Annotated in this window: 19 protein-coding genes, 3 tRNA genes and 3 rRNA genes; 9 read left to right on the top strand and 16 right to left on the bottom strand. The window is 64.5% G+C overall.

Features of this window, described 5'->3' with window-relative positions:
- Window positions 1–60: 60 nt before the first annotated feature.
- The gene (locus H4W27_RS00120; protein WP_192594132.1) at window positions 61–1,329 is read left to right on the top strand and encodes a 4-hydroxybenzoate 3-monooxygenase; all 1,269 of its coding nucleotides are present in this window, start codon (window positions 61–63) and stop codon (window positions 1,327–1,329) included.
- A 125-nt stretch (window positions 1,330–1,454) separates the two neighbouring features.
- Here H4W27_RS00120 and H4W27_RS00115 read toward each other — a convergent pair whose 3' ends face one another.
- The 3 genes from H4W27_RS00115 to H4W27_RS00105 form a co-directional block, all read right to left on the bottom strand.
- Window positions 1,455–2,228: an SDR family NAD(P)-dependent oxidoreductase gene (locus tag H4W27_RS00115; protein WP_192594131.1), complete on the bottom strand. Its 774-nt coding sequence runs from the start codon at window positions 2,226–2,228 to the stop codon at window positions 1,455–1,457.
- Window positions 2,229–2,247: 19 nt separating this feature from the next.
- A complete protein-coding gene (locus tag H4W27_RS00110; RefSeq protein ID WP_192594130.1) occupies window positions 2,248–2,880 on the bottom strand; it encodes a LytR C-terminal domain-containing protein in 633 nt (210 codons plus the stop codon).
- Between the two features lie 91 nt (window positions 2,881–2,971).
- A complete protein-coding gene (locus H4W27_RS00105; protein WP_192594129.1) occupies window positions 2,972–3,205 on the bottom strand; it encodes a DUF3263 domain-containing protein in 234 nt (77 codons plus the stop codon).
- A gap of 101 nt (window positions 3,206–3,306) precedes the next feature.
- On the opposite strand from H4W27_RS00105, the gene H4W27_RS00100 reads away from it, so the two are divergent.
- The gene (locus H4W27_RS00100; protein WP_192594128.1) at window positions 3,307–4,014 is read left to right on the top strand and encodes a uracil-DNA glycosylase; all 708 of its coding nucleotides are present in this window, start codon (window positions 3,307–3,309) and stop codon (window positions 4,012–4,014) included.
- A 93-nt stretch (window positions 4,015–4,107) separates the two neighbouring features.
- Here H4W27_RS00100 and H4W27_RS00095 read toward each other — a convergent pair whose 3' ends face one another.
- From H4W27_RS00095 to H4W27_RS00085, 3 genes are all read right to left on the bottom strand, one after another.
- Window positions 4,108–6,168: a threonine/serine exporter family protein gene (locus H4W27_RS00095; protein WP_192594127.1), complete on the bottom strand. Its 2,061-nt coding sequence runs from the start codon at window positions 6,166–6,168 to the stop codon at window positions 4,108–4,110.
- Between the two features lie 101 nt (window positions 6,169–6,269).
- Window positions 6,270–6,343: transfer RNA gene (locus H4W27_RS00090), tRNA-Val, on the bottom strand.
- Window positions 6,344–6,405: 62 nt separating this feature from the next.
- Window positions 6,406–7,104, bottom strand: a complete 699-nt coding sequence (locus H4W27_RS00085; protein WP_192594126.1) for an NAD(P)H-binding protein — start codon at window positions 7,102–7,104, stop codon at window positions 6,406–6,408.
- Between the two features lie 120 nt (window positions 7,105–7,224).
- On the opposite strand from H4W27_RS00085, the gene H4W27_RS00080 reads away from it, so the two are divergent.
- Window positions 7,225–7,935 (top strand): AzlC family ABC transporter permease, encoded by a 711-nt coding sequence (locus H4W27_RS00080; protein ID WP_192594125.1) that lies wholly within the window; start codon window positions 7,225–7,227, stop codon window positions 7,933–7,935.
- Complete coding sequence (locus H4W27_RS00075) at window positions 7,932–8,237, top strand: AzlD domain-containing protein (protein WP_192594124.1); 306 nt, start codon at window positions 7,932–7,934, stop codon at window positions 8,235–8,237. Before H4W27_RS00080 ends, H4W27_RS00075 begins: the two co-directional genes overlap by 4 nt.
- 124 nt (window positions 8,238–8,361) lie before the next feature.
- Here H4W27_RS00075 and H4W27_RS00070 read toward each other — a convergent pair whose 3' ends face one another.
- The 3 genes from H4W27_RS00070 to H4W27_RS00060 form a co-directional block, all read right to left on the bottom strand.
- The gene (locus H4W27_RS00070; protein WP_318782040.1) at window positions 8,362–9,960 is read right to left on the bottom strand and encodes an MDR family MFS transporter; all 1,599 of its coding nucleotides are present in this window, start codon (window positions 9,958–9,960) and stop codon (window positions 8,362–8,364) included.
- A 71-nt stretch (window positions 9,961–10,031) separates the two neighbouring features.
- Window positions 10,032–10,104 (bottom strand) — tRNA-Thr (locus H4W27_RS00065).
- Window positions 10,105–10,157: 53 nt separating this feature from the next.
- The gene (locus tag H4W27_RS00060; RefSeq protein ID WP_192594123.1) at window positions 10,158–11,069 is read right to left on the bottom strand and encodes a DsbA family protein; all 912 of its coding nucleotides are present in this window, start codon (window positions 11,067–11,069) and stop codon (window positions 10,158–10,160) included.
- Window positions 11,070–11,165: 96 nt separating this feature from the next.
- Between H4W27_RS00060 and H4W27_RS00055 the strand changes: the two genes are divergently transcribed.
- The 3 genes from H4W27_RS00055 to H4W27_RS00045 are packed head-to-tail and all read left to right on the top strand — an operon-like array spanning window position 11,166 to window position 14,777.
- On the top strand, window positions 11,166–12,701 hold the full coding sequence (locus tag H4W27_RS00055; RefSeq protein WP_225938950.1) for an alpha,alpha-trehalose-phosphate synthase (UDP-forming): 1,536 nt from the start codon (window positions 11,166–11,168) through the stop codon (window positions 12,699–12,701).
- Between the two features lie 3 nt (window positions 12,702–12,704).
- Window positions 12,705–13,496 carry a trehalose-phosphatase gene (otsB, locus tag H4W27_RS00050; RefSeq protein ID WP_192594122.1) on the top strand — a complete coding sequence of 264 codons (792 nt, stop codon included), beginning with the start codon at window positions 12,705–12,707 and terminating at the stop codon, window positions 13,494–13,496.
- A gap of 9 nt (window positions 13,497–13,505) precedes the next feature.
- Window positions 13,506–14,777: a DUF4032 domain-containing protein gene (locus tag H4W27_RS00045; protein WP_192594121.1), complete on the top strand. Its 1,272-nt coding sequence runs from the start codon at window positions 13,506–13,508 to the stop codon at window positions 14,775–14,777.
- Here the strand turns inward: H4W27_RS00045 and H4W27_RS00040 are convergent.
- Window positions 14,758–15,540: an IclR family transcriptional regulator gene (locus H4W27_RS00040; protein ID WP_192594120.1), complete on the bottom strand. Its 783-nt coding sequence runs from the start codon at window positions 15,538–15,540 to the stop codon at window positions 14,758–14,760. The genes H4W27_RS00045 and H4W27_RS00040 overlap by 20 nt on opposite strands.
- Window positions 15,541–15,643: 103 nt before the next feature.
- Here H4W27_RS00040 and aceB point away from each other — a divergent pair, with 103 nt between their 5' ends.
- Window positions 15,644–17,245: a malate synthase A gene (gene aceB / locus H4W27_RS00035; RefSeq protein WP_192594119.1), complete on the top strand. Its 1,602-nt coding sequence runs from the start codon at window positions 15,644–15,646 to the stop codon at window positions 17,243–17,245.
- Here aceB and H4W27_RS00030 read toward each other — a convergent pair.
- The 6 genes from H4W27_RS00030 to H4W27_RS00005 form a co-directional block, all read right to left on the bottom strand.
- The gene (locus tag H4W27_RS00030) at window positions 17,227–17,793 is read right to left on the bottom strand and encodes a TetR/AcrR family transcriptional regulator (RefSeq protein ID WP_192594118.1); all 567 of its coding nucleotides are present in this window, start codon (window positions 17,791–17,793) and stop codon (window positions 17,227–17,229) included. The genes aceB and H4W27_RS00030 overlap by 19 nt on opposite strands.
- A 14-nt stretch (window positions 17,794–17,807) precedes the next feature.
- Window positions 17,808–18,404 carry a hypothetical protein gene (locus tag H4W27_RS00025; protein ID WP_225938949.1) on the bottom strand — a complete coding sequence of 199 codons (597 nt, stop codon included), beginning with the start codon at window positions 18,402–18,404 and terminating at the stop codon, window positions 17,808–17,810.
- 272 nt (window positions 18,405–18,676) lie between these two features.
- Window positions 18,677–18,750, bottom strand: a tRNA-Pro gene (locus tag H4W27_RS00020).
- A 152-nt stretch (window positions 18,751–18,902) separates the two neighbouring features.
- A 5S ribosomal RNA gene (gene rrf / locus H4W27_RS00015) occupies window positions 18,903–19,019 on the bottom strand.
- A gap of 255 nt (window positions 19,020–19,274) precedes the next feature.
- Window positions 19,275–22,387: ribosomal RNA gene (locus H4W27_RS00010) — 23S ribosomal RNA — on the bottom strand.
- 462 nt (window positions 22,388–22,849) lie between these two features.
- A 16S ribosomal RNA gene (locus tag H4W27_RS00005) occupies window positions 22,850–24,374 on the bottom strand.
- Together the 16S, 23S and 5S rRNA genes with 1 tRNA gene alongside form the textbook arrangement of a ribosomal RNA operon.
- Window positions 24,375–24,716: 342 nt before the next feature.
- Here H4W27_RS00005 and H4W27_RS13490 point away from each other — a divergent pair.
- Window positions 24,717–24,963: hypothetical protein (locus tag H4W27_RS13490; protein ID WP_225938948.1), on the top strand; the 247-nt coding region annotated here is incomplete at its 3' end.

The raw sequence follows: 24,963 nt of genomic DNA, 5'->3' as shown, positions 1-24,963 counted from the left end.
AGAAGCTGAGCAGACTGTGCTCTACGCGGCTCGGAACCGAGCCGGTCGAGAAGGAGACTCATGACCGAGCACACCACCCGGGTCGATGTGGGCATCGTCGGTGGCGGCCCCGCCGGTCTGATGACCGCGCTGCTGCTGAAGCGCCGCGGCATCAGCGCGGCGGTGATCGAATCCCGCTCCGAGGAGACGATCCGCCATACCCAGCGGGCCGGAATCCTCGAGGCCCCCACCGTGAACATGCTCGTGGAGGCCGAAGTGGACTCCCGGGTGCTGACTCACGGGCACGAGCATGAGGGCACCGTGCTCAGCTTCGACGGGATCCAGCGACGCATCGACTTCCAGGCGCTGGTGGGCCGATCGGTTTGGCTCTACCCGCAGAATGAGGTCTTCCATGATCTTGCCACCGCCTGGCAGCGCGAGAGCGGCGAGATCCACTGGTCCGTGACCGAGACCGCGGTGGAGGGGATCGAGACCGCTGCGCCGCGGATCAGCTTCACCGACGCGCAGGGCCGCGCTCGCCGGATCGAGGCTGATCTGATCATCGGCACGGACGGTTCCCGCTCCATGTGCCGCAAGCTCATCCCCGAGGACATCCGGACGGATCATTTCACCTCCTACCCCTTCGCCTGGTTCGGCATCCTCTGCGAGGCCCCTCCCACCGCTCCGGAGCTGATCTATGCGAACTCCGAGATCGGCTTCGCGCTGATCTCCCAGCGCAATGAGACCGTCCAGCGCATGTACTTCCAATGTGATCCGGACACCGATCCGGAGGCCTGGAGCGAGGAGGCGATCTTCGATCACATCCAGCAGGTCCTGGGCGCTGAGGACGGGGTCCAGCTCAAGCGCGGACCCATCATCGAGAAGACCGTCCTGCCGTTCCGGTCCTATGTCTGTGACCCGCTGAGTCACGGCCGTCTGGCTCTGGCCGGAGACGCCGGCCATACCGTGCCGCCCACCGGCGCCAAGGGACTGAACCTGGCGTTCTCCGATGTACGAGCTCTGGTGCCCCGGGTGGAGGAGTTCATCACGGAGCTGCGCACCCATGCCGGCGTCGCGGATGCGTCAGACGAGACTGCTGCGTCCTCAGATGTCGCCGCAACCGCGGTGACCGTCGAGACCCCCGAGCCGCTGCGCCGGTATTCGCGCACCGCGCTGGACCGGGTCTGGAAAGCGCAGAACTTCTCCTACTGGGCCACCAACCTGCTGCACCGACAGCCCGAGGAGACTTCCTTCACGCATAAGCGGCGCCGCGGAGAGTTCGACGCCATCACCGATTCGGTCCATGGGCGGGCCTACTTCGCCGACTCCTACACCGGCTGGAGCGACTGAGCCCACCACCTGCAGGACCGCACCGGACCGGTCGCCAGAATCCCGACGATCGACACGTGATTGACCCGGCGATCGACCCGGTGATCGACCCGGTGACCGGACGATCTCCGGCGAGGGCCCAAGCCCTACCTCGGCTCCAGGCGGACCGCGCCGTCGAGGCGGATGGTCTCGCCGTTGAGCATGGGATTGGCGAGGATCTGCATGACCAGAGCAGAGAAGTCCTCCGGCCGACCCAGCCTCGCGGGGTGCAGCGCCTTGGCCCGCAGGGATTCGCGGGCATCCTCCGGCAGTCCGGCCAGCATGGGAGTCTCAAAGAGCCCCGGCGCGATGGCCACGACCCGGATGGCGAGGCTGGCGAGCTCGCGAGCCGCCGGAAGAGTGAGCGAGGCGACCGCTCCCTTGGATGCGGCGTAGGAGATCTGACCGATCTGTCCTTCGAAGGCGGCCACCGAGGCCGTGTTGATCAGGACGCCGCGGTCACCGCCGGAGAGTTCGTTGTCTCGCATCGCCTCTGCCGCGTGGGCCATGAGATTGACGGTGCCGCCGACATTGACCGACAGCACACCCATGAGCTGTTCGCAGGACAGCGGCCCCGCCCTGCCCAACAGCTTTCCGGGGGTGGCCACCCCCGCGCAGCTCACCGCCGCGCGCAGCGGGGCCTGCTGCACGGCCGCGGCCACCGCCCCGCGGCTGGTGGCAGGATCCGCGATGTCGCCTGGCCAGAAGGATGCGCGCTCGCCGAGGGCCGCTACAGCCTCTGCGCGGACGGAAGTTCCCGCGACATCAGGGAGATCCACGATCACCACCCTCGCGCCGGCGTCGATCAGCGCCCCGGCCGCGGCATGGCCGAGGCCTGAAGCACCGCCGGTCACGACGGCGCTGGAATCTCTCAGTTCCATCCGGACCTCTTCCGCGGGATCAGCCCTCGTATTCGCTGCCGATGATCAGCGTGACGTAGCTGACGTCGGGGTGCTCTTCAGCGGCACCCGTGTCGAAGCTCTCGACCAGTGACTCCGCCTGCGCGATCTCAGCTTCCCCGGCACCCACCGGATAGACCACGGCAGGAGTGTCCTCACGCGCCTCGAAGTTCCAGTTGCCTTCCCAGACCACGTTGTAGTCGAGCTCCTCGAGCTCCGCCGACATCGCCGTCGCTCCACCCGAGACGCCCTGGTAGTTCGCGACCTGGACAGGAGTCTCAGTGTCGGTCGCAGGCTGCGGGCCCGAGGACTGCTCAGCCTCGCCGGACCCCTCACCCTCGGGGTCCTCGCCGTCCTCCCCCGCGGACTCCTCCTCGGAGCCCTCCTCGGATTCGGTCACCGTCTCCTCACCGTCACCTGCTTCGGAATCGGGATCGGAGCTGGTCAGCATGGGCACGATGAAATAGGCGAAGGCCCCGACCAGCAGCACGAATCCAGCGAGCAGAGCGATCCAACGGAAGCCGCTGCGGCCTGCTGCACCCGTTCCCGCCGCGCCTGGTGACCGATGCTTGCCGGCCTCCCCCGTCTGATACGGCGGGACGTCGTCGAACTCATCGTGTGGGTGCTGGCTCATAGATCCTGTCCTCAAGGTGCGGGGTACGGTGCTGGGTTCCGGCGTCGCCGGAGCTGGCCGGCGACTGCCCGTGACGGACAGACGGCCGCGCTCACCGGCGCGTCGCGCGTGCGCGGTGCCGGGCCTCCCTCTGGCGGCGCAGACGCTTGACCAGCATCGGGTCATGGGCGAGGGCCGCCTCGGTGTCGATCAGGCGGTTCAGCGCCTGATAGTACGCCACGGCGGACATCGCCAGCTGCTCGGTGATGGCCTCGTCCTTGGCGCCGGCATACTTCCACCACTGGCGCTCCAGGCCGAGCATCCTCTTCTCCTGCTCAGATATCATCTCGCTGTCATCTTACGGCGGCGCGCAGGCCATTGCTGGAATATCACCGCCGAAGGCGCTCGACGGTGTGTTCGCTCCGCGCCCGCCCTACAGTGGAGCCGATGGAACTCTCCACTGAACTCGTCGCTCCGCTGGAAGCAGGCTGGCAGCGCGCACTCGCTCCCGAAGCAGACCGTTTCGACACGGTGCGCGAGGCGCTGACGCATCGGCGAAGCGCCGGAGAGCAGGTGCTGCCCGCTCCGGACCTGGTTCTGCGCGCGTTCCGACAGCCCTTCGCCGACGTCAGGGTGCTCATCCTCGGACAGGATCCCTATCCGACTCCGGGGCACGCGATCGGCATGTCCTTCGCCGTGGATCCACACGTGCGCCCGCTCCCACGCAGCCTGAGGAACATCTTCACCGAGCTGGAGGCCGATGCGGGCATCCCGCCCAGCCCCCATGGTGACCTCACCGCCTGGGCGGGGCAGGGCGTGCTGCTGCTCAACCGGGTGCTCACCGTCGCGGCCGGGGCGCCCGGGTCCCATCGCGGCATCGGCTGGGAACAGATCACGGCCGCGGCGCTGCAGGCGCTGGTCGACCGCGGGACACCGCTGGTGTCCCTCCTCTGGGGGGCCGATGCCCGCAAGATGGAGCCGCTGCTGGACCAGGGCTCCCACACTGCGGTCATCACCAGCCCGCACCCGTCGCCGCTCTCGGCCCGACGCGGATTCTTCGGCTCCCGCCCGTTCTCACGCGCCAATCAGGCGCTCGAGGAGCTGGGGGCGGCACCGGTGGACTGGCGGCTCGGCCCGACGAGCCCGGCCGACTGAGTCACGCCCGCAGAGCAGCGTCACCCCAGCAGCCACCACGCCGACAGCACGATGCCAGCACCACGCCGGCAGCTCCACCACGGCGAGGCCGGCTCAGCGACGGCGCGTGCGTGCCCGCTCATGGGACTGGAGCCCCGCGGTGAACGGTCTCATCAGCACGTCGCCGAGCACGATCCCGGCGGCGATGGCCATGATGATGATGAGCGCGTTGAACAGCTCGGTGAGCCCCAGCATCATGCTCCCCACGTCGGACTCCCTGGCGATCTGGTACATCCCGCGGAAGACCATCAGCCCGGGCAGCATGAACATCATCGCGGGCACGGCGATGACGAGCTGCGGGGATCCCAGCCGCAGGGCGAGGATCCGCCCGAGGGCGCCCACCACCACGGCGCCGAACACCGGGGTGATGCGCTCCCCCAGGCCGATGAGCTCTGCTGCGTAGAAGGCACAGAAGCCGAGCGCGGAGACAGCGCCGATCGGCATGAGCAGCCTCCAGCTCGCCTGTTCGATCACGGCGGCCGCCATGGCCGCGAGGAAGACCAGAGCCAGCATCACAGCGGGGTGGTAGATCCGGGTCAGGCCCACCGCCGGATCGATGGGCGGTGCCCCGAGGAGGTCGGCGATCACCACAGCGGCCATGATCCCCGAGGTCATACCGGCGAAGGCGATCATCGAGGACATCAGGCGACCGGCGGCGGTGATGGGGAATCCGTTGATCCCATCCTGGATCGCCGAGACGATGCGCGCGGAGGGCAGCAGAATCATCAGCCCACCCGCCACCACCATGGACGGCCGGATCGGCATATCCATTGCAAACGCGGCCATCGCGAACGAGGTCACCACGAACCCTCCCGCGGCGAGACCGAAATACTCGGGCACCCTCCAGGTGGCCAGCTGCCGCGTGGTCCACAGCACCAGAATCGTCGCCGCGAAGCCCATCGACGCATCGAGGATCGGCGCGCCGAGGAAGGAGGCGAAGAAGCTCGCGAAGATCGCACCGCAGATGGTCACCATCCAGCGCGGATAGGGTTTGGGCTCGCGAATGATCTCGCTGAGCCGAGTCTCGGCGTCGCTGCGGGTGAGCCTTCCGGCGATGATGTCGGTGACCAGCTGGTGCACTCCGGAGAGCGCCTTGAAGTTGTTGGACCAGGAGCGCACGACCCGCACTCGGGAGTAGGGGATCTTTCCCTCGGGCGCCCAGTTCAGGCTGATGGACTGGTTGGTGATGTCCGCATCGGTGTTCTTCATCCCGAAGGCGGCGGTGACCGCGATGATGGAGGTTTCCACCTCCAGGGCTCCGGCCCCGAAGCGGAACAGCGCCTCACCGAGATCGAGCACGAAGGCGATCGTGGCCAGCTCGTCGGTCTCCACGTGCTGCTCGGCCTGATAGGGATTCTCATAGGGAGTGCCCGCGAGTCGATCCACGATCGGCACGATCCCGGTGGCGGCGCGCTCCGCCTGCATGATCCTGCGCAGCACCTGCGGAGACCGGGGCTTGTGGTCAAAGACGCTCGGATCAAAGTCGGTGTTTCGGCGCAGCGGGTCCTTGACCCGGCTCCTCAGCCAGGAGGGCCGCAGCACCGAGGGACGCCGGTCCGGGGAGTGGCTCAGCGGCGACTGTCGCAGCGGGGCGCCCGGGGCGCTGTGCGGCAGGTTGATCAGACCGGACGACTGAGGCGCCTGCGGGTGCTCGACGCGCTGGGACCAGGAGGTGGTGGTCTCCTGCGGGCCGGTTGGGATCTGGGGACCCAGGGGATCCGTCTGCTGCCAGTCACCGGTGATCGGGAAGGCATAGTGGTCGGTGGTCTGGCCGTCCTCACCCGGGCGGGAATAGGACTGCTCGAACATGGGGTCGGCGACGTACTCGTGCCGCGCGGCCTCGGTCTCGTCCTGCTCGGCGGCGCGGGCCACGGCCTCGACGTCGTACTCTTCCCACTCCAGGGCAGCCTCTGCCTCGGCGGACGCGTGCCAGGAGGAGGCGAAGGAGCTGCGCAGCGTCTGGACGAACCCGGTGGGGGTCTCTTCGACGTCGTCCTGGGCTGAATGCACCACGGGGATGTGGGTGACATCGGCAGTGGACTCGGCGCGCACCGGGTCGATGGCCTCGGCGACGTAGTCCCCGGTGGGGTGCCGTTCACTGTGTTCGGGTGCCACGAACCCTCCTCGCAAGCAACATAACCACAAAAGGACCCTGGCAGATGCCGGGGCCTTGGGGAGCGGGTGAGTGATGGTGCCTGGGGTGCAGGCGAAGAAAGTGGATCTGAATGGACTCGAACCATCGACCTCTCGCGTGTGAGGCGAGCGCTCTAACCAACTGAGCTACAGATCCTGAGGCACCTGCGCGCGGAATACCGCGTTCACGTGCCTCAGAAGGTTATCATCTGTTCAGACTCAGGACGAAACCGACGCCAGGGCCTCCTGGATGGGGGTCTCGCCATCGAGGAAGTTCACCGTCGCACGCACCGCCGAGCCGCTGCGCAGGGTCTCTGTGATGACCTCGGCGACGTTCTCCCGCGAGGTGTCCACCGAGGCTCCCTCGGCGGACATGACCTCGCCGGCGGTGGCCGGATCGAGCACGGTGATCTTCTCGCTGGCCGGCTCCAGGGTCAGCGCGCCGGGGCCCAGGATGGTGAAGTCCAGGGCGCTGGCGCGCAGGTGGTTGTCGGCCTGGTGCTTGGCGAGGGCGTAGGGGTAGAAGGAGCTCTTCGGGTCCACCGTCTCGATGTCCGTCTGGCTGCGTGCGTAGGAGACCATCACATAGCGGGAGACTCCGGCCTGGACAGCGGCGTCCATGCTCCGCACGGCAGCTTCCTGGTCCACCGCCTTGGTCCGTGCCGGGTCACCGCCACCGGCTCCTGCGGCGAACACGACTGCGTGGGCTCCGGCGAAGGCCTCGGCCATCTCACTGGTCTCGGCCGACTCGATGTCGAGCACTCGCGGAGCAGCACCGGCCTCAGCGACATCCGCGGACTGATCCGGGTTCCTGATCACGGACTCCACCGTGAAGCCGGCGGCGACGAGCTTGGGGGCGGCCAGCAGAGCGATCTTGCCGTGACCGCCGAGGATGACGACGCGCTGGGATTCAGCCATGAGATTCTCCTTAGGGACCAGGGATCATCTGGTCCGATCGGGTCCGCAGGGCGAGCATGTGCCCCGCGCTTCTCCTCTCACAACGCCCCAGCGAGCGCACTATTCCTTAGACTTGCACGCGTGTCACCTCCGCCCCCCTCCGCGAGCGCCGAACAGCGCTCTCCGCTGCGACGATCCCCCGCCCTGCGCACGGGACTGTCCATCGCTGGCGCAATCTCCCTCTACGGCGTCTCCTTCGGCGCGCTGTCCACCGCGGCAGGGATGACCCTGTGGCAGACGGTGGCGCTCTCGGCGCTGCTGTTCAGCGGCGCCTCTCAGTTCGCGTTCATCGGCATTCTCGCCTCGGGAGGCACCGGGGCTGCCGCGCTGGGGGCCTCGACCCTGCTCAGCGGGCGCAACACGATCTACGCCGTGCAGATGAAGGCTCTCCTGAACCCGAAGGGACTCAGCCGGCTGGCGGCGGCCCAGATCACCATCGACGAGTCCGCCGCAGTCGCGATGTCAGCCACGGATCCGCTGGAACAGCGAAGAGGCTTCTGGGGCGCGGGGATCGCCTGCTACCTGTTCTGGAACCTGGCCACGGTGCTGGGCGCCCTGCTCGGGGACGTCATCGCTGACCCGGAGGCGCTGGGGCTCGACGGCGCGGTGGTGGCCGCCTTTCTCGGTCTGCTCTGGCCGCGGCTGAAGTCCCTGGACTCCTGGGCGCTCGCCGTGCTGGCCGCGCTCATCACCACGCTGACCATGCCGATGCTGGCCCCCGGGATCCCGGTGCTGGCGGCTGCGGTCCTCGCCGTCGTCTGGGGCCTCGCCTCGAGAGGGGGCCGCTCATGAGTCTGTGGCTCTGGGTGCTGGCGGCCTGCGCTGCCGTGTACGCCACGAAGCTGCTCGGCTATCTCGTGCCGCAGGACTGGCTCAGACACCCCGCGGTGGGACGGATCTCGGCCATGCTCACCATCGGGCTGCTTGCCGCGCTGGTGGCCATGAACACCTTCTCCGCCGAGCAGGGAGTGGCCATCGACGCCCGGCTGGGCGCCCTGCTGGCGGCCGCCGTGGCATTGATGCTGCGCGCCCCGTTCATCGTGGTGGTGCTCATCGGAGCCGCCGCCGCCGCAGGGATCCGCGCACTGGGATGAGACGAGCCCCGCAGCGTCTGCGCACAGGCGCTGCGGGGCTCGTGGAGCTCTCGGACGTCAGGCTCCCTGGCTGACTCGCTCGAGCCGGGCCGAGCCAGGACCGGCCCCGCTGATCAAGTCCGGGTCAGGACGTGGGGGTGGAACCCGCCTGCGCCTGGGCTCGGTCCTCGACGTCGGTGTCCGTCGTGGTGCCGGGGTGGCTGTCGCGCTCGGTCCCGGTCTCAGCCGGAGTCGCGCGCAGCGTGGCGCCCAGGATCAGGGTGCCCACGCTGAGCGCCGCGGCGAGCCGGAACGCGGTGCTGAAGCCCTCCACCGCGGCATCCTCAGGGTTCATCCCCGAGTTTACCGCCGCGGCGGTGCCCAGACCGACCGCTGCCACGAGCGCCGCGGTGCCGATGGCCGCAGCCAGCTGCTGCAGCGTGTTCAGCGCGGCAGTGCCGTGGGAGTACAGGGCCTTGGGCAACGGGTTCAGCGCCGTGGTGAAGGCCGGGGTGAACAGCAGCGCCAGGCCGCTGGAGAGGAACAGGTGCAGGCCGAGCACCAGCGGCACCGGGGTGGTGGCGGTCAGCAGGCTCATGCAGAACAGCGCGATGATCAGGATCGAGGCGCCTGGGATGACCAGCGGCTTGGGGCCGACCCGGTCGTAGATGCGTCCCACGAAGGGGGCCATCAGGGCCATCAGCAGACCACCCGGCAGCATGATCAGCCCGGTCTGCAGCGTGTCCAGTCCGCGCACGGTCTGCAGGAACAGCGGCAGGAGGATGAGCGCGCCGAACAGCGCGATCATCATCAGCAGCATCATGCCCAGGGCACGGGTGTACATGGTGAAGGCGAAGGGCTTGAGGTTCAGCAGGGCCGAATCCGTCTTCTGCAGCTTGACCTGCAGCAGCGCGAAGGCGGTCAGACACACGACACCGACGATGAGCACCGCGACGGCCACCGGGTCCACGCCCGGGGCGGAGTCGGCGGTGACCTCCTGGGTGCCGTGACCGCCGCCGATCTGGCTGATCCCGTAGACCACGCCGCCGAAGCCGGGGACTGCCAGCAGCAGCGAGGGGATCGACAGGCCCTTGCCCCTGGTGCCCGGGTCATTGTTGAGCCGAGGACGGCCGAGGACGAGGGCGATGACGGCGATCGGCAGGATCATCAGGAACAGCCAGCGCCATTCGGCGATGTGCAGGATGAGTCCGGAGAGCGCGGGGCCGGTGGCCGGGGCCACGGAGATCACGATGGAGATGTTGCCCATGACCACGCCGCGCCGGTGCAGCGGCACCAGGGTCAGCACCGTGGTCATCATCAGCGGCAGCATGATGGCCGTGCCGCTGGCCTGGACCACGCGCCCGGCCAGCAGGACCTCGAAGCCCGGCGCGGCCGCGGCCAGCGCGGTGCCCAGGATGAACAGGGCCATGGCGGCGGTGAAGACGGCCCGCAGGCTGTAGCGCTGCATGAGGAAGCCGGTGATCGGAATCACGATGGCCAGAGTGAGCATGAACGCCGTGGTCAGCCATTGGATGGTCGGCTCGGTGACCTGGAACTCCTCCATGAGGGGCTGCAGCGCCACGTTCATCAGGGTCTCGTTGAGGATCATCACGAAGGTGGAGACCAGCAGCGCGCCGATGGTGAGCTTGTCGCCGGCGGGAAGCCTGCCGCCGTCGCGCGGTGGTGCTGAGGGAGCCTGGGCGGCCGACGTCTGAGACGCGGCCTTCTCGGGTGAAGCGGACACTGATCCTCCATAGAACACTAAAGAACCCCAGAGTGGTCACCGCTGAGGCGATACCACTCTGGGGTTTCGAGAGCCCCCTGCCGGGTTCGAACCGACGACCTGCTGTTTACAAGACAGCTGCTCTACCAGCTGAGCTAAGGAGGCAGGGCGCCCTGCTGGGCAGGACGCCAGTCACCGATGGTATCAGTTCGTGAACGTCAGCTCTCCGACTGATATTCCTCGATGTGTTCTTCGACAAGTTCCCGGAAGGGGCGCTCGGAGTCGGCCCAGGAGACCTCGTCCACGTAGACGCTCGGTGTGCCCTCGATGCCGGCGGCCTGTGCATGGCGGGTGGTGTAGCTCGCGAAGGCGCGGTACGTGCCGTCGTCCACGCACTGGGTGATGTCGGCATCGTAGGTTTCGCTGGCCAGGGCGGCGAGATCGTCGTCGGAGATCTCGTCGTTGTCGACCCGGTTGGCGGTGACCTGGGCGACATAGGCGCTGTAGCTCTCCGGGGACTCCTCGGCCATGCAGGCGAAGGCGTTGGCCGCACGCGCCGGGTAGTTCGTGGAGGAGCTCAGGTAGGAGACCGTGCGGTATTCCACGGTGACCAGACCCTCGTCCAGCCACTCCGACAGCTGAGCGGAGTGCTCGGCCTCGAAGTTGGCGCAGTGGATGCAGTAGGCGTCGATGTAGATGACGATGTGTGGGACTTCACCGGCTTCACGCTCGGTGACCCCGGGAGGCATCTCCGACTCGGGCTCTTCGATCTCAGCGGCGTCCACCTGGCCCAGGTCATCGCCCTCGGCCAGCTCGGTGGAGGAGGTCAGCACGAACCCGCCCTGCTCATTGGCCGCTGCCGGGGCCGGGCCCTCGCTGGCGGCAGGACCGGAGTCATCACGGTTCACCACGAAGATGGTCAGGCCGATGACCACGGCGAGCGCCACCACCACGACGCCGACGCGCAGCAGCACTGAGGTGAGCTTCTGCTTGCGTTCCTGATCCTGCTGCATCCTGCGCGCCTTCTCGCGCGCGCTGGCGTTGTCGGGGGTCTCTGAACTGCGGGCCATGGTCTTCTCCGGTTGCTGCTGGGAATCAAGTCTGACCAGGTGTGTCTGGGCAGTGCTCAAGATACAGGGTCTGGGTCCCCACCAGGGTATAGGCTCAGGATGAGGCACCACTGCCATCGGGGGGTGTCTTGAGCTACGCATGGAAGGTGTATCCCATTGCCAGAGAGCACTGACAACGGAAACGGCTATGACTTTGTGGTGGTGGCCAACCGGCTGGCCGTCAACCATGTGACGCATGAAGACGGGACCACCGGCTGGGAGCGCTCACCCGGTGGGCTCGTCACGGCTCTGGCTCCTCTGATGGAACGGTCCGAAGGCGCGTGGGTGGGCTGGCACGGCGCGGCCGATGACGAGCTGGAGCCCTTCGACCACGGCGACATGCACCTGGTGCCGGTGCCGCTGAGCAGCGATGAGGTCGAGGACTACTACGAGGGGTTCTCCAACGGCACCCTGTGGCCGCTCTACCACGACGTGATCGCCCGCCCGGACTTCCACCGCCACTGGTTCGAGGCCTACCGGCGGGTGAACCTGCGGTTCGCCGAGCACACCGCCGAGGTCGCCGCCCAGGGGGCCACCGTCTGGGTCCAGGACTACCAGCTTCAGCTGGTCCCCGCGATGCTGCGTGATCTGCGTCCCGACCTGACCATCGGCTTCTTCAACCACATTCCCTTCCCTCCCCCGGGGCTCTTCGCCCAGCTGCCGTGGCGCCATTCCGTGCTGCGTGGACTGCTCGGCGCCGATCTGATCGGCTTCCAGCGCGCCTCGGACGCCTCCAACTTCCGGCGCGCAGTGCACAACCGGCTGGGCTACTACGTGGAGGACGAGATGATCCACGTTCCGCTGGAGGCCGAGGCCCCCGATCATGGTTCGCCGCTGGCCGGCTTCAACGCCGACGCCGACCGCGGCACGGCGGTGCGCGCCCTGGTGGCGCCCTCGAGCGGAGCCGCCCGGGTGGTGGAGGCCAAGGAGTTCCCGATCTCCATCGATACCGCCACCATCACCGCGCTGGCCAAGCGTGAGGACATCATCGCGCGCGCCCTGGAGATCCGCGAGGAGCTCGGCAGCCCCGAGACCCTGCTGCTGGGAGTGGACCGACTGGACTACACCAAAGGCATCCGGCACCGCATGAAGGCCTACGAGGAGCTGCTGCAGAACGGCTCGCTGACCGTGGGCCAGGTGTGTCTGGTCCAGGTGGCGAGCCCCTCTCGCGAGGGCGTCGAGAGCTACCGGCTGCTGAAGGAGGAGATCGAGCGCACCGTGGGACGGATCAGCGGCGAGTTCGACACCCTGTCCCACCCCGCGATCAGGTACCTGCACCACTCGTATCCGATCGAGGAGATGGTGGCCCTCTATCTCGCCGCCGATGTCATGCTGGTCACCGCTCTGCGCGACGGCATGAACCTGGTCGCCAAAGAATACGTCGCCGCGCGGCGCGGTGACGACGGCGTGCTGGTGCTCTCCGAGTTCACCGGGGCCGCCGATCAGCTCCGCCAGGCGCTGCTGATCAACCCCCATGATGTGGACGAGCTCAAGGCGGCCATCCTGCGAGCGACCACGATGGACAGTGCAGATGCCAGTGCGCGCATGGAGAACCTGCGCCGCCAGGTCGTGCATCACGATGTGCGACGCTGGGCCACTGACTTCCTGGACCGCCTCGGTGAGCTCACCGGTTCCACCGCGGTGAAGGGCTGAGCCGTGGAGCAGTCTCTGATCTCCGCGCTGGAGCGTTTCGCCGAGCACCCCAGGATCCTGATCGCTCTGGACTTCGACGGCTGTGTCGCCGAGCTGACCTCCGTGGCGTCTCAGGCGCGGCCGGTCCCGGAGAACGCCCGGGCCATCGAGACCCTGGCGGCGCTGGACGGGGTGGAGCTCGCCTACGTCTCGGGCCGCTCGCTCGAGACGCTGCGCGAACTGGCTGACCCGCCGGCCGGCGTGCTGCTGATCGGATCCCATGGGGCGGAGAAGGACCTCGGAGAAGACGCCCCCGGACTGCAGCTCAGCAGCACCGAGGAGATAGCGCGCGGACAGATCATCGACACCCTCACCGAGGTGGCGGCCGATGCCGAGGGAGCCTGGGTCGAGCACAAGCCCGCAGGTGCGGCTCTGCATGTGCGAAACGTCGACGGCGAGGAGCATGCCGAGCATGTTCTCGAGCACGGGCGAGCGGCTCTGGCCCTGGTGGACGGCGCCTACATCAAGAACGGCAAGAAGGTGCTCGAGTCCGTCGTCGTCCTGGCCACCAAGGGCGAGGGCATCACCGAGCTGCGCGAGCACACCACACCCGATGCGGTCCTCTTCGCCGGCGACGACGTCACCGATGAGCAGGGCTTCGCCGTGCTCAGCGGAGAGGACATCGGCCTCAAGGTGGGCGAGGGTGAGACCGCCGCGACTCATCGCATCGCCGAGCCCAAGGACCTCGCCGGTGTGCTCAGGCTCATCGCTGATCGGCGCGCCGATCACGGCCAGGAAGTACGCCCGCACCCCTAAGGACCGCCCATGACGACCATCCCTGGTCTCGGACTGACCGCCTCTGGAACCATCCCGCAGGAGCTGCTGGACCTGCCCTGGCAGGTCCCCCTGGAGGACTGGCCCGAGGACGTCATCGCTGCTCTGCCGCGCGGCATCTCTCGACATATCGTGCGTTTCGCCTATCTGGGCGGTTCGGTGATCGCGATCAAGGAGACCTCCGAACGCGCCGCGCGCCACGAATACCGGATGCTGCGGCAGCTGGGGAAGCTCGGTGCGCCCTGCGTGAAGCCCGTGGCCGAGGTCACCGGGCGGTCCACTCCCGAGGGTGAGGAGCTCTCCCCCGCGCTGGTCACCCGGCACCTGCGGTTCTCCCTGCCCTACCGCGCCGTGTTCAACCAGATGATGCGCAAAGAGACTCTCCTGCGGCTCATCCACGCTCAGGCGCTGCTCATGGTCGAGCTCCACCTGATCGGCTTCTACTGGGGTGACGTCTCGCTGTCCAATACGCTCTTCCGTCGGGACGCCGGCCAGTTCGCCGCCTACCTGGTGGATGCGGAGACCGGCGAGATCCACCCCAGGCTCTCCACCGGGCAGCGGGAGTATGACCTCGACGTCGCCCAGGTCAACATCGCCGGAGAGCTCATGGACCTCATGGAGGGCGGCATGGTCGACGAAGAGGTCGACCCGGTGGCCACCTCACACCAGTTCATCGACGCCTACCGCGGCCTGTGGCAGGAGCTCACCGGCGACACCGCCTTCAATCCCGACCAGCAGTGGCTGGTCGAGGAGCGGATCAGACGACTGAATGAACTCGGCTTCGACGTCGAGGAATACGACATCCGCTCGATGCGCGAGGACTCCAAGCTGCTCCTTCGTCCGAAGGTCGTGGACCCGGGTCATCATCAGCGCCGCCTGATGAATCTCACCGGTCTCGATGTCCAGGAGAATCAGGCTCGACGGCTGCTCGGTGCCATCGACGCCTACCGGGCGCAGACGGACCCCCACGGGGATGAGGCCATCGCGGCTCATATGTGGACCCAGGAGGTCTTCCAGCCGCTCATCGCGCAGATCCCCAAGGAGCTGCGGAACAAGCTGGAACCGGCGGAGATCATGCACCAGCTCATCGATCACCGGTGGCAGCTCTCGGAGCGGGAGCATCGCGATGTGAGCCTGGAGCAGGCATTGCCCTCGTTCATCGATGAGGAGCTCAAGGGCCTGCGCGATGAGGCCACGCTGATGATCGACCCGCCCGGGGATGTGATCGATCAGCTGGGCCGGCCTACCCGAGGCGAGGGCTGAGTCGGCCGAGTCGTCGGCCGATCTCAGCCGCGCTGCGGCGCATGAGCGGCACGGCGTGACGGACGAATCCGTCATCCATGCGACCTGTCGGTCCCGAGACTGAAAGTCCCATGGGCGAAGGACCGTTGGGGACGACGACGGCGAGACAGCGCACACCCATCTCCTGCTCCTCGTCGTCGAGCGCGTAGCCCTGGGCTGCGATCCGCGGCAGCTGATCCAGCAGCGCCTGCGGACGGGTCAGCGTCTTCTCGGTCAGGGCGGGCATCCCGGTGGCGGCGAGGAGCTCCCGCACCCGGGAGGGCTCCAGTCCGGCGAGCAGGGCCTTGCCCACCCCGGTGGAGTGCAGGTGCGCCCGGCGACCCACCTCCGTGAACATGCGCATCGTGTGCGGGGAGGGCACCTGACCGATGTAGACGATCATCTCGGACTCCATCGCGGCGAGGTTCACGCTCTCGCCGAGTTCGGCGACCAGCGCCTGCATCTGCGGAACGGCCGGCCCACCCAGCTGGCGGGTCGCTGATTCACCGAGCGGGACCAGATTGGCCCCCAGCGCATAGCGGCGGTCGTTGAGCTGGTGCACCACGCCGATCCCGACCAGCGTGTGCAGCAGTCGGTGCACGGTGGGGCCCGCGAGACCGGAGGCGCTCTTGAGCTGCCCGGCTGTCGCGCAGCCGCCGTGGGCGACCAGCACGTCGAGCAGCGCAAAGGCGCGCTCCACCACCTGGACCCGCCGGGAGTCCGCATCGCGGACTTCTGCTTCCATGATGCGAACTCTATGCCATAAGAATAGAACTGGCGAGACTCTCCCGGCAGATCATCCCGGGAGGCTCTCCACGGCACATTTCATCACTGCAAAGGAGCAGCGCATGAGCATCACCGTCCACGCCCCCTATGAGGTCCCCGGCGTCGAAACAGTCCTCACCGAGGGGGCCCTCGCCTTCCTCGAAGAGCTCCACACCAGGTTCGCCGACACGCGGAACCAGCTGTTGGAGAACCGCACCTCCGCGCAGACCGAGGCGGCCCGGACCGGTTCTGTGGACTTCCCGGCCGAGACCCGGCAGGTCCGGGAAGCCGAGTGGACGGTCGCCGAGCATCCCCCGGCGCTGCAGGATCGCCGCGTGGAGATCACCGGACCCGCCGCACCCGCCAAGATGGCGATCAACGCGCTGAACTCCGGGGCCAAGGTCTGGCTGGCCTGTCTGGAGGACGCACTGGCCCCGAACTGGTTCAACGTGATCGACGCGCAGCGCAATCTCGCAGGGGCCGCCTCCGGAACCCTCGAGTTCACCTCGGAGGAGGGCCGGCAGTATTCGATCCGCGATGACGTCACCGCTCCCACAGTGGTGGTCCGGCCCCGAGGGTGGCACCTGCCGGAGAAGCACATCGAGATCGACGGTCGACCCGCCGTCGGTGCGCTCTTCGATTTCGGACTGCACTTCTTCCACAACGCGAAGACGCTCACGGAGCAGGGCCGGGGGCCCTTCTACTATCTGCCGAAGCTCGAGCACTACGCGGAGGCGCGGCTCTGGGATGACGTCTTCAGCTTCGCTGAGGAGTCTCTCGGCATCCCACACGGCACCGTCCGCGCCACGGTGCTGATCGAGACGCTGCCCGCGGCCTTCCACATGGAGGAGATCCTCTACGAGCTTCGCGACCACGCCTCGGGCCTGAACGCCGGTCGGTGGGACTACCTGTTCTCACTGATCAAGTACTTCCGCGCCTCCGGGGAGAAGTTCGTGCTGCCCGACCGCGCGCAGGTGTCGATGACGCAGCCCTTCATGCGGGCCTACACCGAGCTGCTGGTCAAGACCTGCCACAAGCGGGGCGCCTTCGCCATGGGAGGCATGGCGGCCTTCATCCCCAATCGACGCGAGCCGGAGGTCACCGCCAGGGCGATCGAGAAGGTCCGCGAGGACAAGTCCCGTGAAGCTGCGGACGGCTTCGACGGGTCATGGGTGGCCCACCCTGATCTGGTGGATCTGTGCCGCGAAGAGTTCGACGCGGTGCTGCAGGACCGGCCGAACCAGCTGCAGCGCCAGCGCGATGATGTGACGGTCGGCGCCGCAGATCTGCTCGACGTCGCGGCGGCCGAAGGTGCTGTCACCGAGGCTGGGGTGCGGATGAATCTCTACGTGGCGGTCTACTACACCGCGATCTGGCTCTCCGGGAACGGCGCGGTGGCCATCCACAACCTCATGGAGGATGCCGCCACCGCAGAGATCTCCCGCTCCCAGGTCTGGCAGCAGATCCACAACGGCACTGTCACCGCCGACACCGGGGTGAAGATCACCGCAGAGCTGGCGGCCTCCCTCCTGGACGAGGAGGTGGAGCGGCTTCGCGGTGAGATCGACGACGCGCAGACCTTCGCCGACCACTTCGAACCGGCGGCGTCGGTGGTCCGAGCACTGGTGCTCGACGATGAGTACATCGACTTCCTCACGCTCCCGGCCTACGAGCTCATGCCCTGAGCCGCAGGAGGATGCAGCAGCCTCTCCAGGCCGTGGAGGTAGATCAGCTCTGCCTCTGCGGCCTGAGGCGCGTCTGACGTCGCGGCGCCCCCGGCAGAGGGCTCCTCCTCCCCGGACAGCAGACGCTGGTTCTGTTCGGTGGCGACGGCTCCCAGAGCGAACCGCATCACCACCTGCGTGATGCGATGCGCCTCTCCGGCCTCCCAGCCGGTGTCGCTGAGCCGCGCCGGCAGCAGATGCGCCGGGGGCAGCTGCGGATCCAGCGCGTAGGCGAGCAGCAAGAGGTCTCCGGCGTCACGGAGCGGGAGCACCAGCTCACGGAAACGCAGCATCAGGGTCCTGGCGTCACCCGGCTGCTCCTCCAGGGGGGACAGGATGGCTCGGGCGACCCTGGTCAGCAGCTCCTGCTTGCTCGAGACGTGGTAATAGAGGGCGCCTGGGGCGACACCGAGCTCCTTGGCCAGACGCCTCATGGACACGTCGGGCAGCCCGTAGTGGATCAGCAGGGTGCGCGCGGTCTCAGTGATCAGTGCTGCGGACAGGCTCACGTGGGTGTCTGCCTCTAGAGTCCGTGATCGCGGAAGAGCTTCTCATCGGGGTCGGTCATCGACTCCTCGATGAGCCAGCGGTTGGTCTGCAGCGCCTGAAGGTTCTTCGACACCAGCGTGTCTCGGGTCTTGGCCACACCTTCAGCCAGGAGTCCGACCTGTGTCTTGAACTCCACCGCATGGCGCGGCTTCTCCGAGTCCGGCAGGGCGAGGAACAGCTCCAGCGTCCGGGGCAGGTGCCGATGGATGGTCCGGTTCACGGCATCGAGGTGTTCCGGGTAGCGGGACAAGGCATCCCAGCGGTCCACGATGTCCTCCAGTCCGACGACCATCATCCGCAGCTGGCCCTTCGTGGAGGGAGGCAGCTGCGCTGACCGGCTGCGCACGGTCTGGTCGATGCCAGCGAGCTCCGCTCGCAGACGCTCCTGGTCAGCATCCAGCTGCGCAGAGAGGCGGCGCCGGGACTGTTCGCGACCGGCAAGGGTCCCATAGGTCCCCGCCGCAGCGGCTCCACCCACGACGACGCCGGCCAGCAGCGCCCAGAGGTTGGGCAGCATGACCAGCAGCATCAGACCGAAGCCGAGCAGGAAGGCCACAGCGGCCACGCCCACGCGCGCGCGGGCCCGGGACGCGGTGCCCCTGCTCTCCCCGCGGGAAAGTTCAGCGCCGATGGTGTCCTCCTGCTCATACTGTCGGATACAAGAACAGGATATCTCCCGGGGATGGACAGTCTCTGAACACGGCGTACCGATGGCACACCGGTGAACGCGAGGTCTGTCGGCGGGCAGCGGTTCTGGACATGAAATTGCCCGGCACCGCAGCTGCGGTGCCGGGCAATCCCAGCGTGTCAGAGCACATCCATCGGCTCGGAGAGCCTCCACTGTCGGGGTGACAGGATTTGAACCTGCGACCTCGTCGTCCCGAACGACGCGCGCTACCAAGCTGCGCCACACCCCGTAGATCTGCCAGCGGGCCCGTCTACGGTCCCGGAAGCAGAATCCCATCCTATCCACTGCGGTGAAGACGAACAAAACGCCGCACCGGAGGCAGATACAGGTGAAGCCCGGTCCCACAAAGGGGACCGGGCTTCAACCCTCTCAACAAAAAGTGTCCGGCGGCGACCTACTCTCCCACACACTCCAGTGTGCAGTACCATCGGCGCAGTGGGCCTTAGCTTCCGGGTTCGGGATGGGACCGGGCGTTTCCCCCACGCTATGACCGCCGTAACTCTAGAACAACACCAGATTCCCACACCACCACAACAACCACACCCACAACGGGTCCGGTCCTCATGACGGGGTACACGGTGTCGTAAACCTAAACTCACAACAACACTATTCAAAAACAAAACACGTTCTCTTCTGACCCACCACACCACCCCCTGTAAAAGAACAGGGAAATAGTGCAGGGTTGTTGGCAGAGAACCGCCTAGTGGACGCGAACACGCAGTGTTCAATAAACTCATCGAGCACCACTGAGTGTGGTGTAAGTGATCGGCTTATTAGTACCAGTCAGCTTCACGCATTGCTGCGCTTCCACATCTGGCCTATCAACCCAGTAGTCTAGCTGGGAGCCTTCACACCCGAAGGTGACGGAGATCTTATCTTGAAGCCGGCTTCCCACTTAGATGCTTTCAGCGGTTATCCATCCCGAACGTAGCTAATCAGCGGTGCACTTGGCAGTACAACTGACACACCAGAGGTTCGTCCGTCCCGGTCCTCTCGTACTAAGGACAGACCTTCTCAAATCTCCTGCGCGCGCAGCGGATAGGGACCGAACTGTCTCACGACGTTCTAAACCCAGCTCGCGTACCGCTTTAATGGGCGAACAGCCCAACCCTTGGGACCAACTCCAGCCCCAGGATGCGACGAGCCGACATCGAGGTGCCAAACCATGCCGTCGATATGGACTCTTGGGCAGGATCAGCCTGTTATCCCCGAGGTACCTTTTATCCGTTGAGCGACGGCCCTTCCACACGGTGCCGCCGGATCACTAGTCCCAACTTTCGTTCCTGCTCGAGCTGCCGCTCTCACAGTCAAGCTCCCTTGTGCACTTACACTCGACACCTGATTGCCAACCAGGCTGAGGGAACCTTTGGGCGCCTCCGTTACTCTTTAGGAGGCAACCGCCCCAGTTAAACTACCCACCAGGCACTGTCCCTGGACCCGATCAGGGCCCGAAGTTAGATGCCTAACAACACCAGAGTGGTATTTCAACGATGACTCCACAACCACTAGCGTGGCCGCTTCACAGTCTCCCACCTATCCTACACAAGTGATGTCAAACACCAATACCAAGCTATAGTAAAGGTCTCGGGGTCTTTCCGTCCTGCTGCGCGTAACGAGCATCTTTACTCGTAGTGCAATTTCGCCGAGTCCACGGTTGAGACAGCGGGGAAGTCGTTACTCCATTCGTGCAGGTCGGAACTTACCCGACAAGGAATTTCGCTACCTTAGGATGGTTATAGTTACCACCGCCGTTTACTGGGGCTTAAATTCAGAGCTTCGCCACAAGTGGCTAACCCTTCCTCTTAACCTTCCAGCACCGGGCAGGAGTCAGTCCGTATACATCGTCTTACGACTTCGCACGGACCTGTGTTTTTAGTAAACAGTCGCTTCCCCCTGGTCTCTGCGACCACCACCAGCTCACCAAAGCAAGCCTGGATCACCAGGGTGGTCCCCCTTCTCCCGAAGTTACGGGGGTATTTTGCCGAGTTCCTTAACCGTGGTTCTCTCGATCGCCTTAGTATTCTCTACCTGACCACCTGTGTCGGTTATGGGTACGGGCGGTACAAGCCCTCGCGCCGATGCTTTTCTTGGCAGCATAGGATCACTGAATCCCCCACCAAAGTGGGGGCCCATCAAGTCTCACCCTTATAACGAACCCCGGATTTACCTAGGATTCGGGCTACATTCTTAGACCCAGACAACCATCGCTGGGCTCAGCTACCTTCCTGCGTCACACCTGTTAATACGCTTGGCTCCCCGGTTCAGGTCCTGCGCTCCTCGTGCACGTCAGCCCCTCGAAAGGGACCAATCACGCACGATTCGGGCAGTTAGTATCACCAGTTCACCATGGGCGGTCTTATACCGGTACGGGAATATCAACCCGTTGTCCATCGACTACGCCTGTCGGCCTCGCCTTAGGTCCCGACTAACCCAGGGCAGATTAGCTTGACCCTGGAACCCTTAGTCATTCGGCGGACACGTTTCTCACGTGTCTTTCGCTACTCATGCCTGCATTCTCACTCGAACACACTCCACAGACGAGCTTACGCTGCTGCTTCACCGCAGTGTTCGACGCTCCCCTACCCATCCAGTCCTCAAGGGACCAAATGCCACAGTTTCGGTGGTGTGCTTGAGCCCCGCTACATTGTCGGCGCGGAATCACTTGACCAGTGAGCTATTACGCACTCTTTCAAGGATGGCTGCTTCTAAGCCAACCTCCTGGTTGTCTAAGCAACTCCACATCCTTTCCCACTTAGCACACGCTTAGGGACCTTAACTGGTGGTCTGGGCTGTTTCCCTCTCGACCATGAAGCTTATCCCCCACAGTCTCACTGCTGCGCTCTCACTTGACCGGCATTCGGAGTTTAGCTGACGTCAGTAACCTTGTAGGGCCCATCGGCCATCCAGTAGCTCTACCTCCGGCAAGAAACACGCAACGCTGCACCTAAATGCATTTCGGGGAGAACCAGCTATCACGGAGTTTGATTGGCCTTTCACCCCTACCCACAGCTCATCCCCCCAGTTTTCAACCTAGGTGGGTTCGGTCCTCCACGCGCTCTTACACGCGCTTCAACCTGGCCATGGGTAGATCACTCCGCTTCGGGTCTAGACCCAGCGACTCAAACGCCCTATTCAGACTCGCTTTCGCTACGGCTTCCCCACACGGGTTAACCTCGCCACTGAGCACTAACTCGCAGGCTCATTCTTCAAAAGGCACGCCATCACACCCCTATAGGATGCTTTGACGGATTGTAGGCACATGGTTTCAGGTACTATTTCACTCCCCTCCCGGGGTACTTTTCACCATTCCCTCACGGTACTGATTCACTATCGGTTAGTAGGTAGTATTTAGGCTTACCAGGTGGTCCTGGCTGATTCACACAAGATTCCTCGAGCCTCGTGCTACTCGGGATACATCCACAGGCCGGCGGAACGCATTACAACTACGGGACTCACACCCTCTACGGCGAAGGACTCAACCTTCTTCGTCTATACGCCCGCACCTCAACCCTGAGGACTGGTAGATCCTCAACGAGATGTCCCACAACCCCGACCACGCAACCCCTACCAGGTATCACACGCAGCCGGTTTAGCCCCATCCGCTTTCGCTCGCCACTACTCACAGAATCACTACATTGTTTTCTCTTCCTGTCGGTACTGAGATGTTTCACTTCCCGACGTTCCCTCCAACCGGTCTATACATTCAACCGGTGGTCACACACCATCACAGCATGCGGGGTTTCCCCATTCGGAAATCCTGGTATCAACGCTCGGTTATCAACTCCACCAGGCTTATCGCAGATTCCCACGTCCTTCATCGGCTCCTACTACCAAGGCATTCACCATGCGCCCTAAAACACTTACGACCGCCATCACAGTAGCTGCGATGACACTCAGATATAAATGCTCGACAAAAAATTGACACAAAAAACACCAGCCACACCAAAAGTGCGACCAGCATCATTCGAGTACTCTGTTCAAAAGAACAAAAGATGCTCGCGTCCACTATGCAGTTCCCAAACAACAACCCCCACCACCATCACCAACCCCACTGACGGGGGCCGGCTACCTGAAGCCGAGGGCCAGATCCTCGAAACAACCATTGTTGTCTCAGGACCCAACAGTGTGCCAAGCACCATGCACAGATGACACCAGAACCTCTTCCCGACCCGTGTGACCCGCTCAGCGAACTGAGCAGCACAGGCGTACCGGAGGAACCAGTGCCAAGAACATGATGACGATTCATTGATATTCCACCCTTGAGCAAACCACCAGTCACACGAACGGCGACATAAGATGGCGGACCCGACTCGGGTCCTGCTCCTTAGAAAGGAGGTGATCCAGCCGCACCTTCCGGTACGGCTACCTTGTTACGACTTAGTCCCAATCGCGAGTCCCACCTTCGACGGCTCCCCCCACAAGGGTTAGGCCACCGGCTTCGGGTGTTACCCACTTTCGTGACTTGACGGGCGGTGTGTACAAGGCCCGGGAACGTATTCACCGCAGCGTTGCTGATCTGCGATTACTAGCGACTCCAACTTCACGAAGTCGAGTTGCAGACTTCGATCCGAACTGAGACCGGCTTTTAGGGATTAGCTCCACCTCACAGTATCGCAACCCATTGTACCGGCCATTGTAGCATGCGTGAAGCCCAAGACATAAGGGGCATGATGATTTGACGTCGTCCCCACCTTCCTCCGAGTTGACCCCGGCAGTCTCCCATGAGTCCCCACCATGACGTGCTGGCAACATAGGATAGGGGTTGCGCTCGTTGCGGGACTTAACCCAACATCTCACGACACGAGCTGACGACAACCATGCACCACCTGTGAACCAGCCCCGAAGGGAAACTGCATCTCTGCAGCGATCCGGTCCATGTCAAGCCTTGGTAAGGTTCTTCGCGTTGCATCGAATTAATCCGCATGCTCCGCCGCTTGTGCGGGCCCCCGTCAATTCCTTTGAGTTTTAGCCTTGCGGCCGTACTCCCCAGGCGGGGCACTTAATGCGTTAGCTACGGCGCGGAAAACGTGGAATGTCCCCCACACCTAGTGCCCAACGTTTACGGCATGGACTACCAGGGTATCTAATCCTGTTCGCTCCCCATGCTTTCGCTCCTCAGCGTCAGTAACAGCCCAGAGACCTGCCTTCGCCATCGGTGTTCCTCCTGATATCTGCGCATTTCACCGCTACACCAGGAATTCCAGTCTCCCCTACTGCACTCTAGTCTGCCCGTACCCACTGCACACCCGGGGTTGAGCCCCGGGCTTTCACAGCAGACGTGACAAACCGCCTACGAGCTCTTTACGCCCAATAATTCCGGATAACGCTCGCGCCCTACGTATTACCGCGGCTGCTGGCACGTAGTTAGCCGGCGCTTCTTCTGCAGGTACCGTCACTTTCGCTTCTTCCCTGCTGAAAGCGGTTTACAACCCGAAGGCCGTCATCCCGCACGCGGCGTCGCTGCATCAGGCTTTCGCCCATTGTGCAATATTCCCCACTGCTGCCTCCCGTAGGAGTCTGGGCCGTGTCTCAGTCCCAGTGTGGCCGGTCACCCTCTCAGGCCGGCTACCCGTCATCGCCTTGGTGAGCCTTTACCTCACCAACAAGCTGATAGGCCGCGAGTCCATCCAAGACCGATAAATCTTTCCACCAGCACCCCATGCGAGGACTGGTCGTATCCGGTATTAGACCCAGTTTCCCGGGCTTATCCCAGAGTCAAGGGAAGGTTACTCACGTGATACTCACCCGTTCGCCACTAATCCGACCGTGCAAGCACGGTCTTCATCGTTCGACTTGCATGTGTTAAGCACGCCGCCAGCGTTCATCCTGAGCCAGGATCAAACTCTCCATTAAAAAATTAATAAGAGATCGGCATCCACGATCAACAACACAAGAACCAGACCTTGCCAGAAAAACAAGGCCCTCACGATCCCTACGCCATCAACCACGGACACCAGTATGAATCCTTGGCTAAATTTTGCGATCACTACCACGGGGGTGGTAATGTCACAGTTATTAACCAAATAAATAATTTGGTATCAATAAACTTGGCACACTATTGAGTTCTCAAACAACAACCGCTACCGGCACCATCAGGAGTAAATGTTCCCCTGAATCGCTCCGAAGCAACTTTTCAAGCTTACCAACAAGCTTCCGCATCGTCAATTCAGCGTTTCCGCTGTGTTGACCAGATGATTGTCTGCGCTGCGAGCCTTCGCCCTGCTGCGCGGTTCTCAACTCTACGTCCTGGTCATCAGCGAAGTCAACTCGATGTTGACCCCTGCTCATGCCCAGTTCATCGACTGTTCAGAACCCTCCTGGACCGCTCACGATGCTGCCAGCGGCGAGGCCGGCATCAGCATCACGACGATGCCCAGAAGAAGGAAGCTATATGATTTTCAAACTCTGCTCCGGGGCTGCGCGGTCCGCTTCAAGCTTTTCC

Source organism: Nesterenkonia lutea, from assembly GCF_014873955.1.
GTDB lineage: Bacteria > Actinomycetota > Actinomycetes > Actinomycetales > Micrococcaceae > Nesterenkonia > Nesterenkonia lutea.
This window is presented reverse-complemented; position numbering and strand designations above follow the sequence as displayed.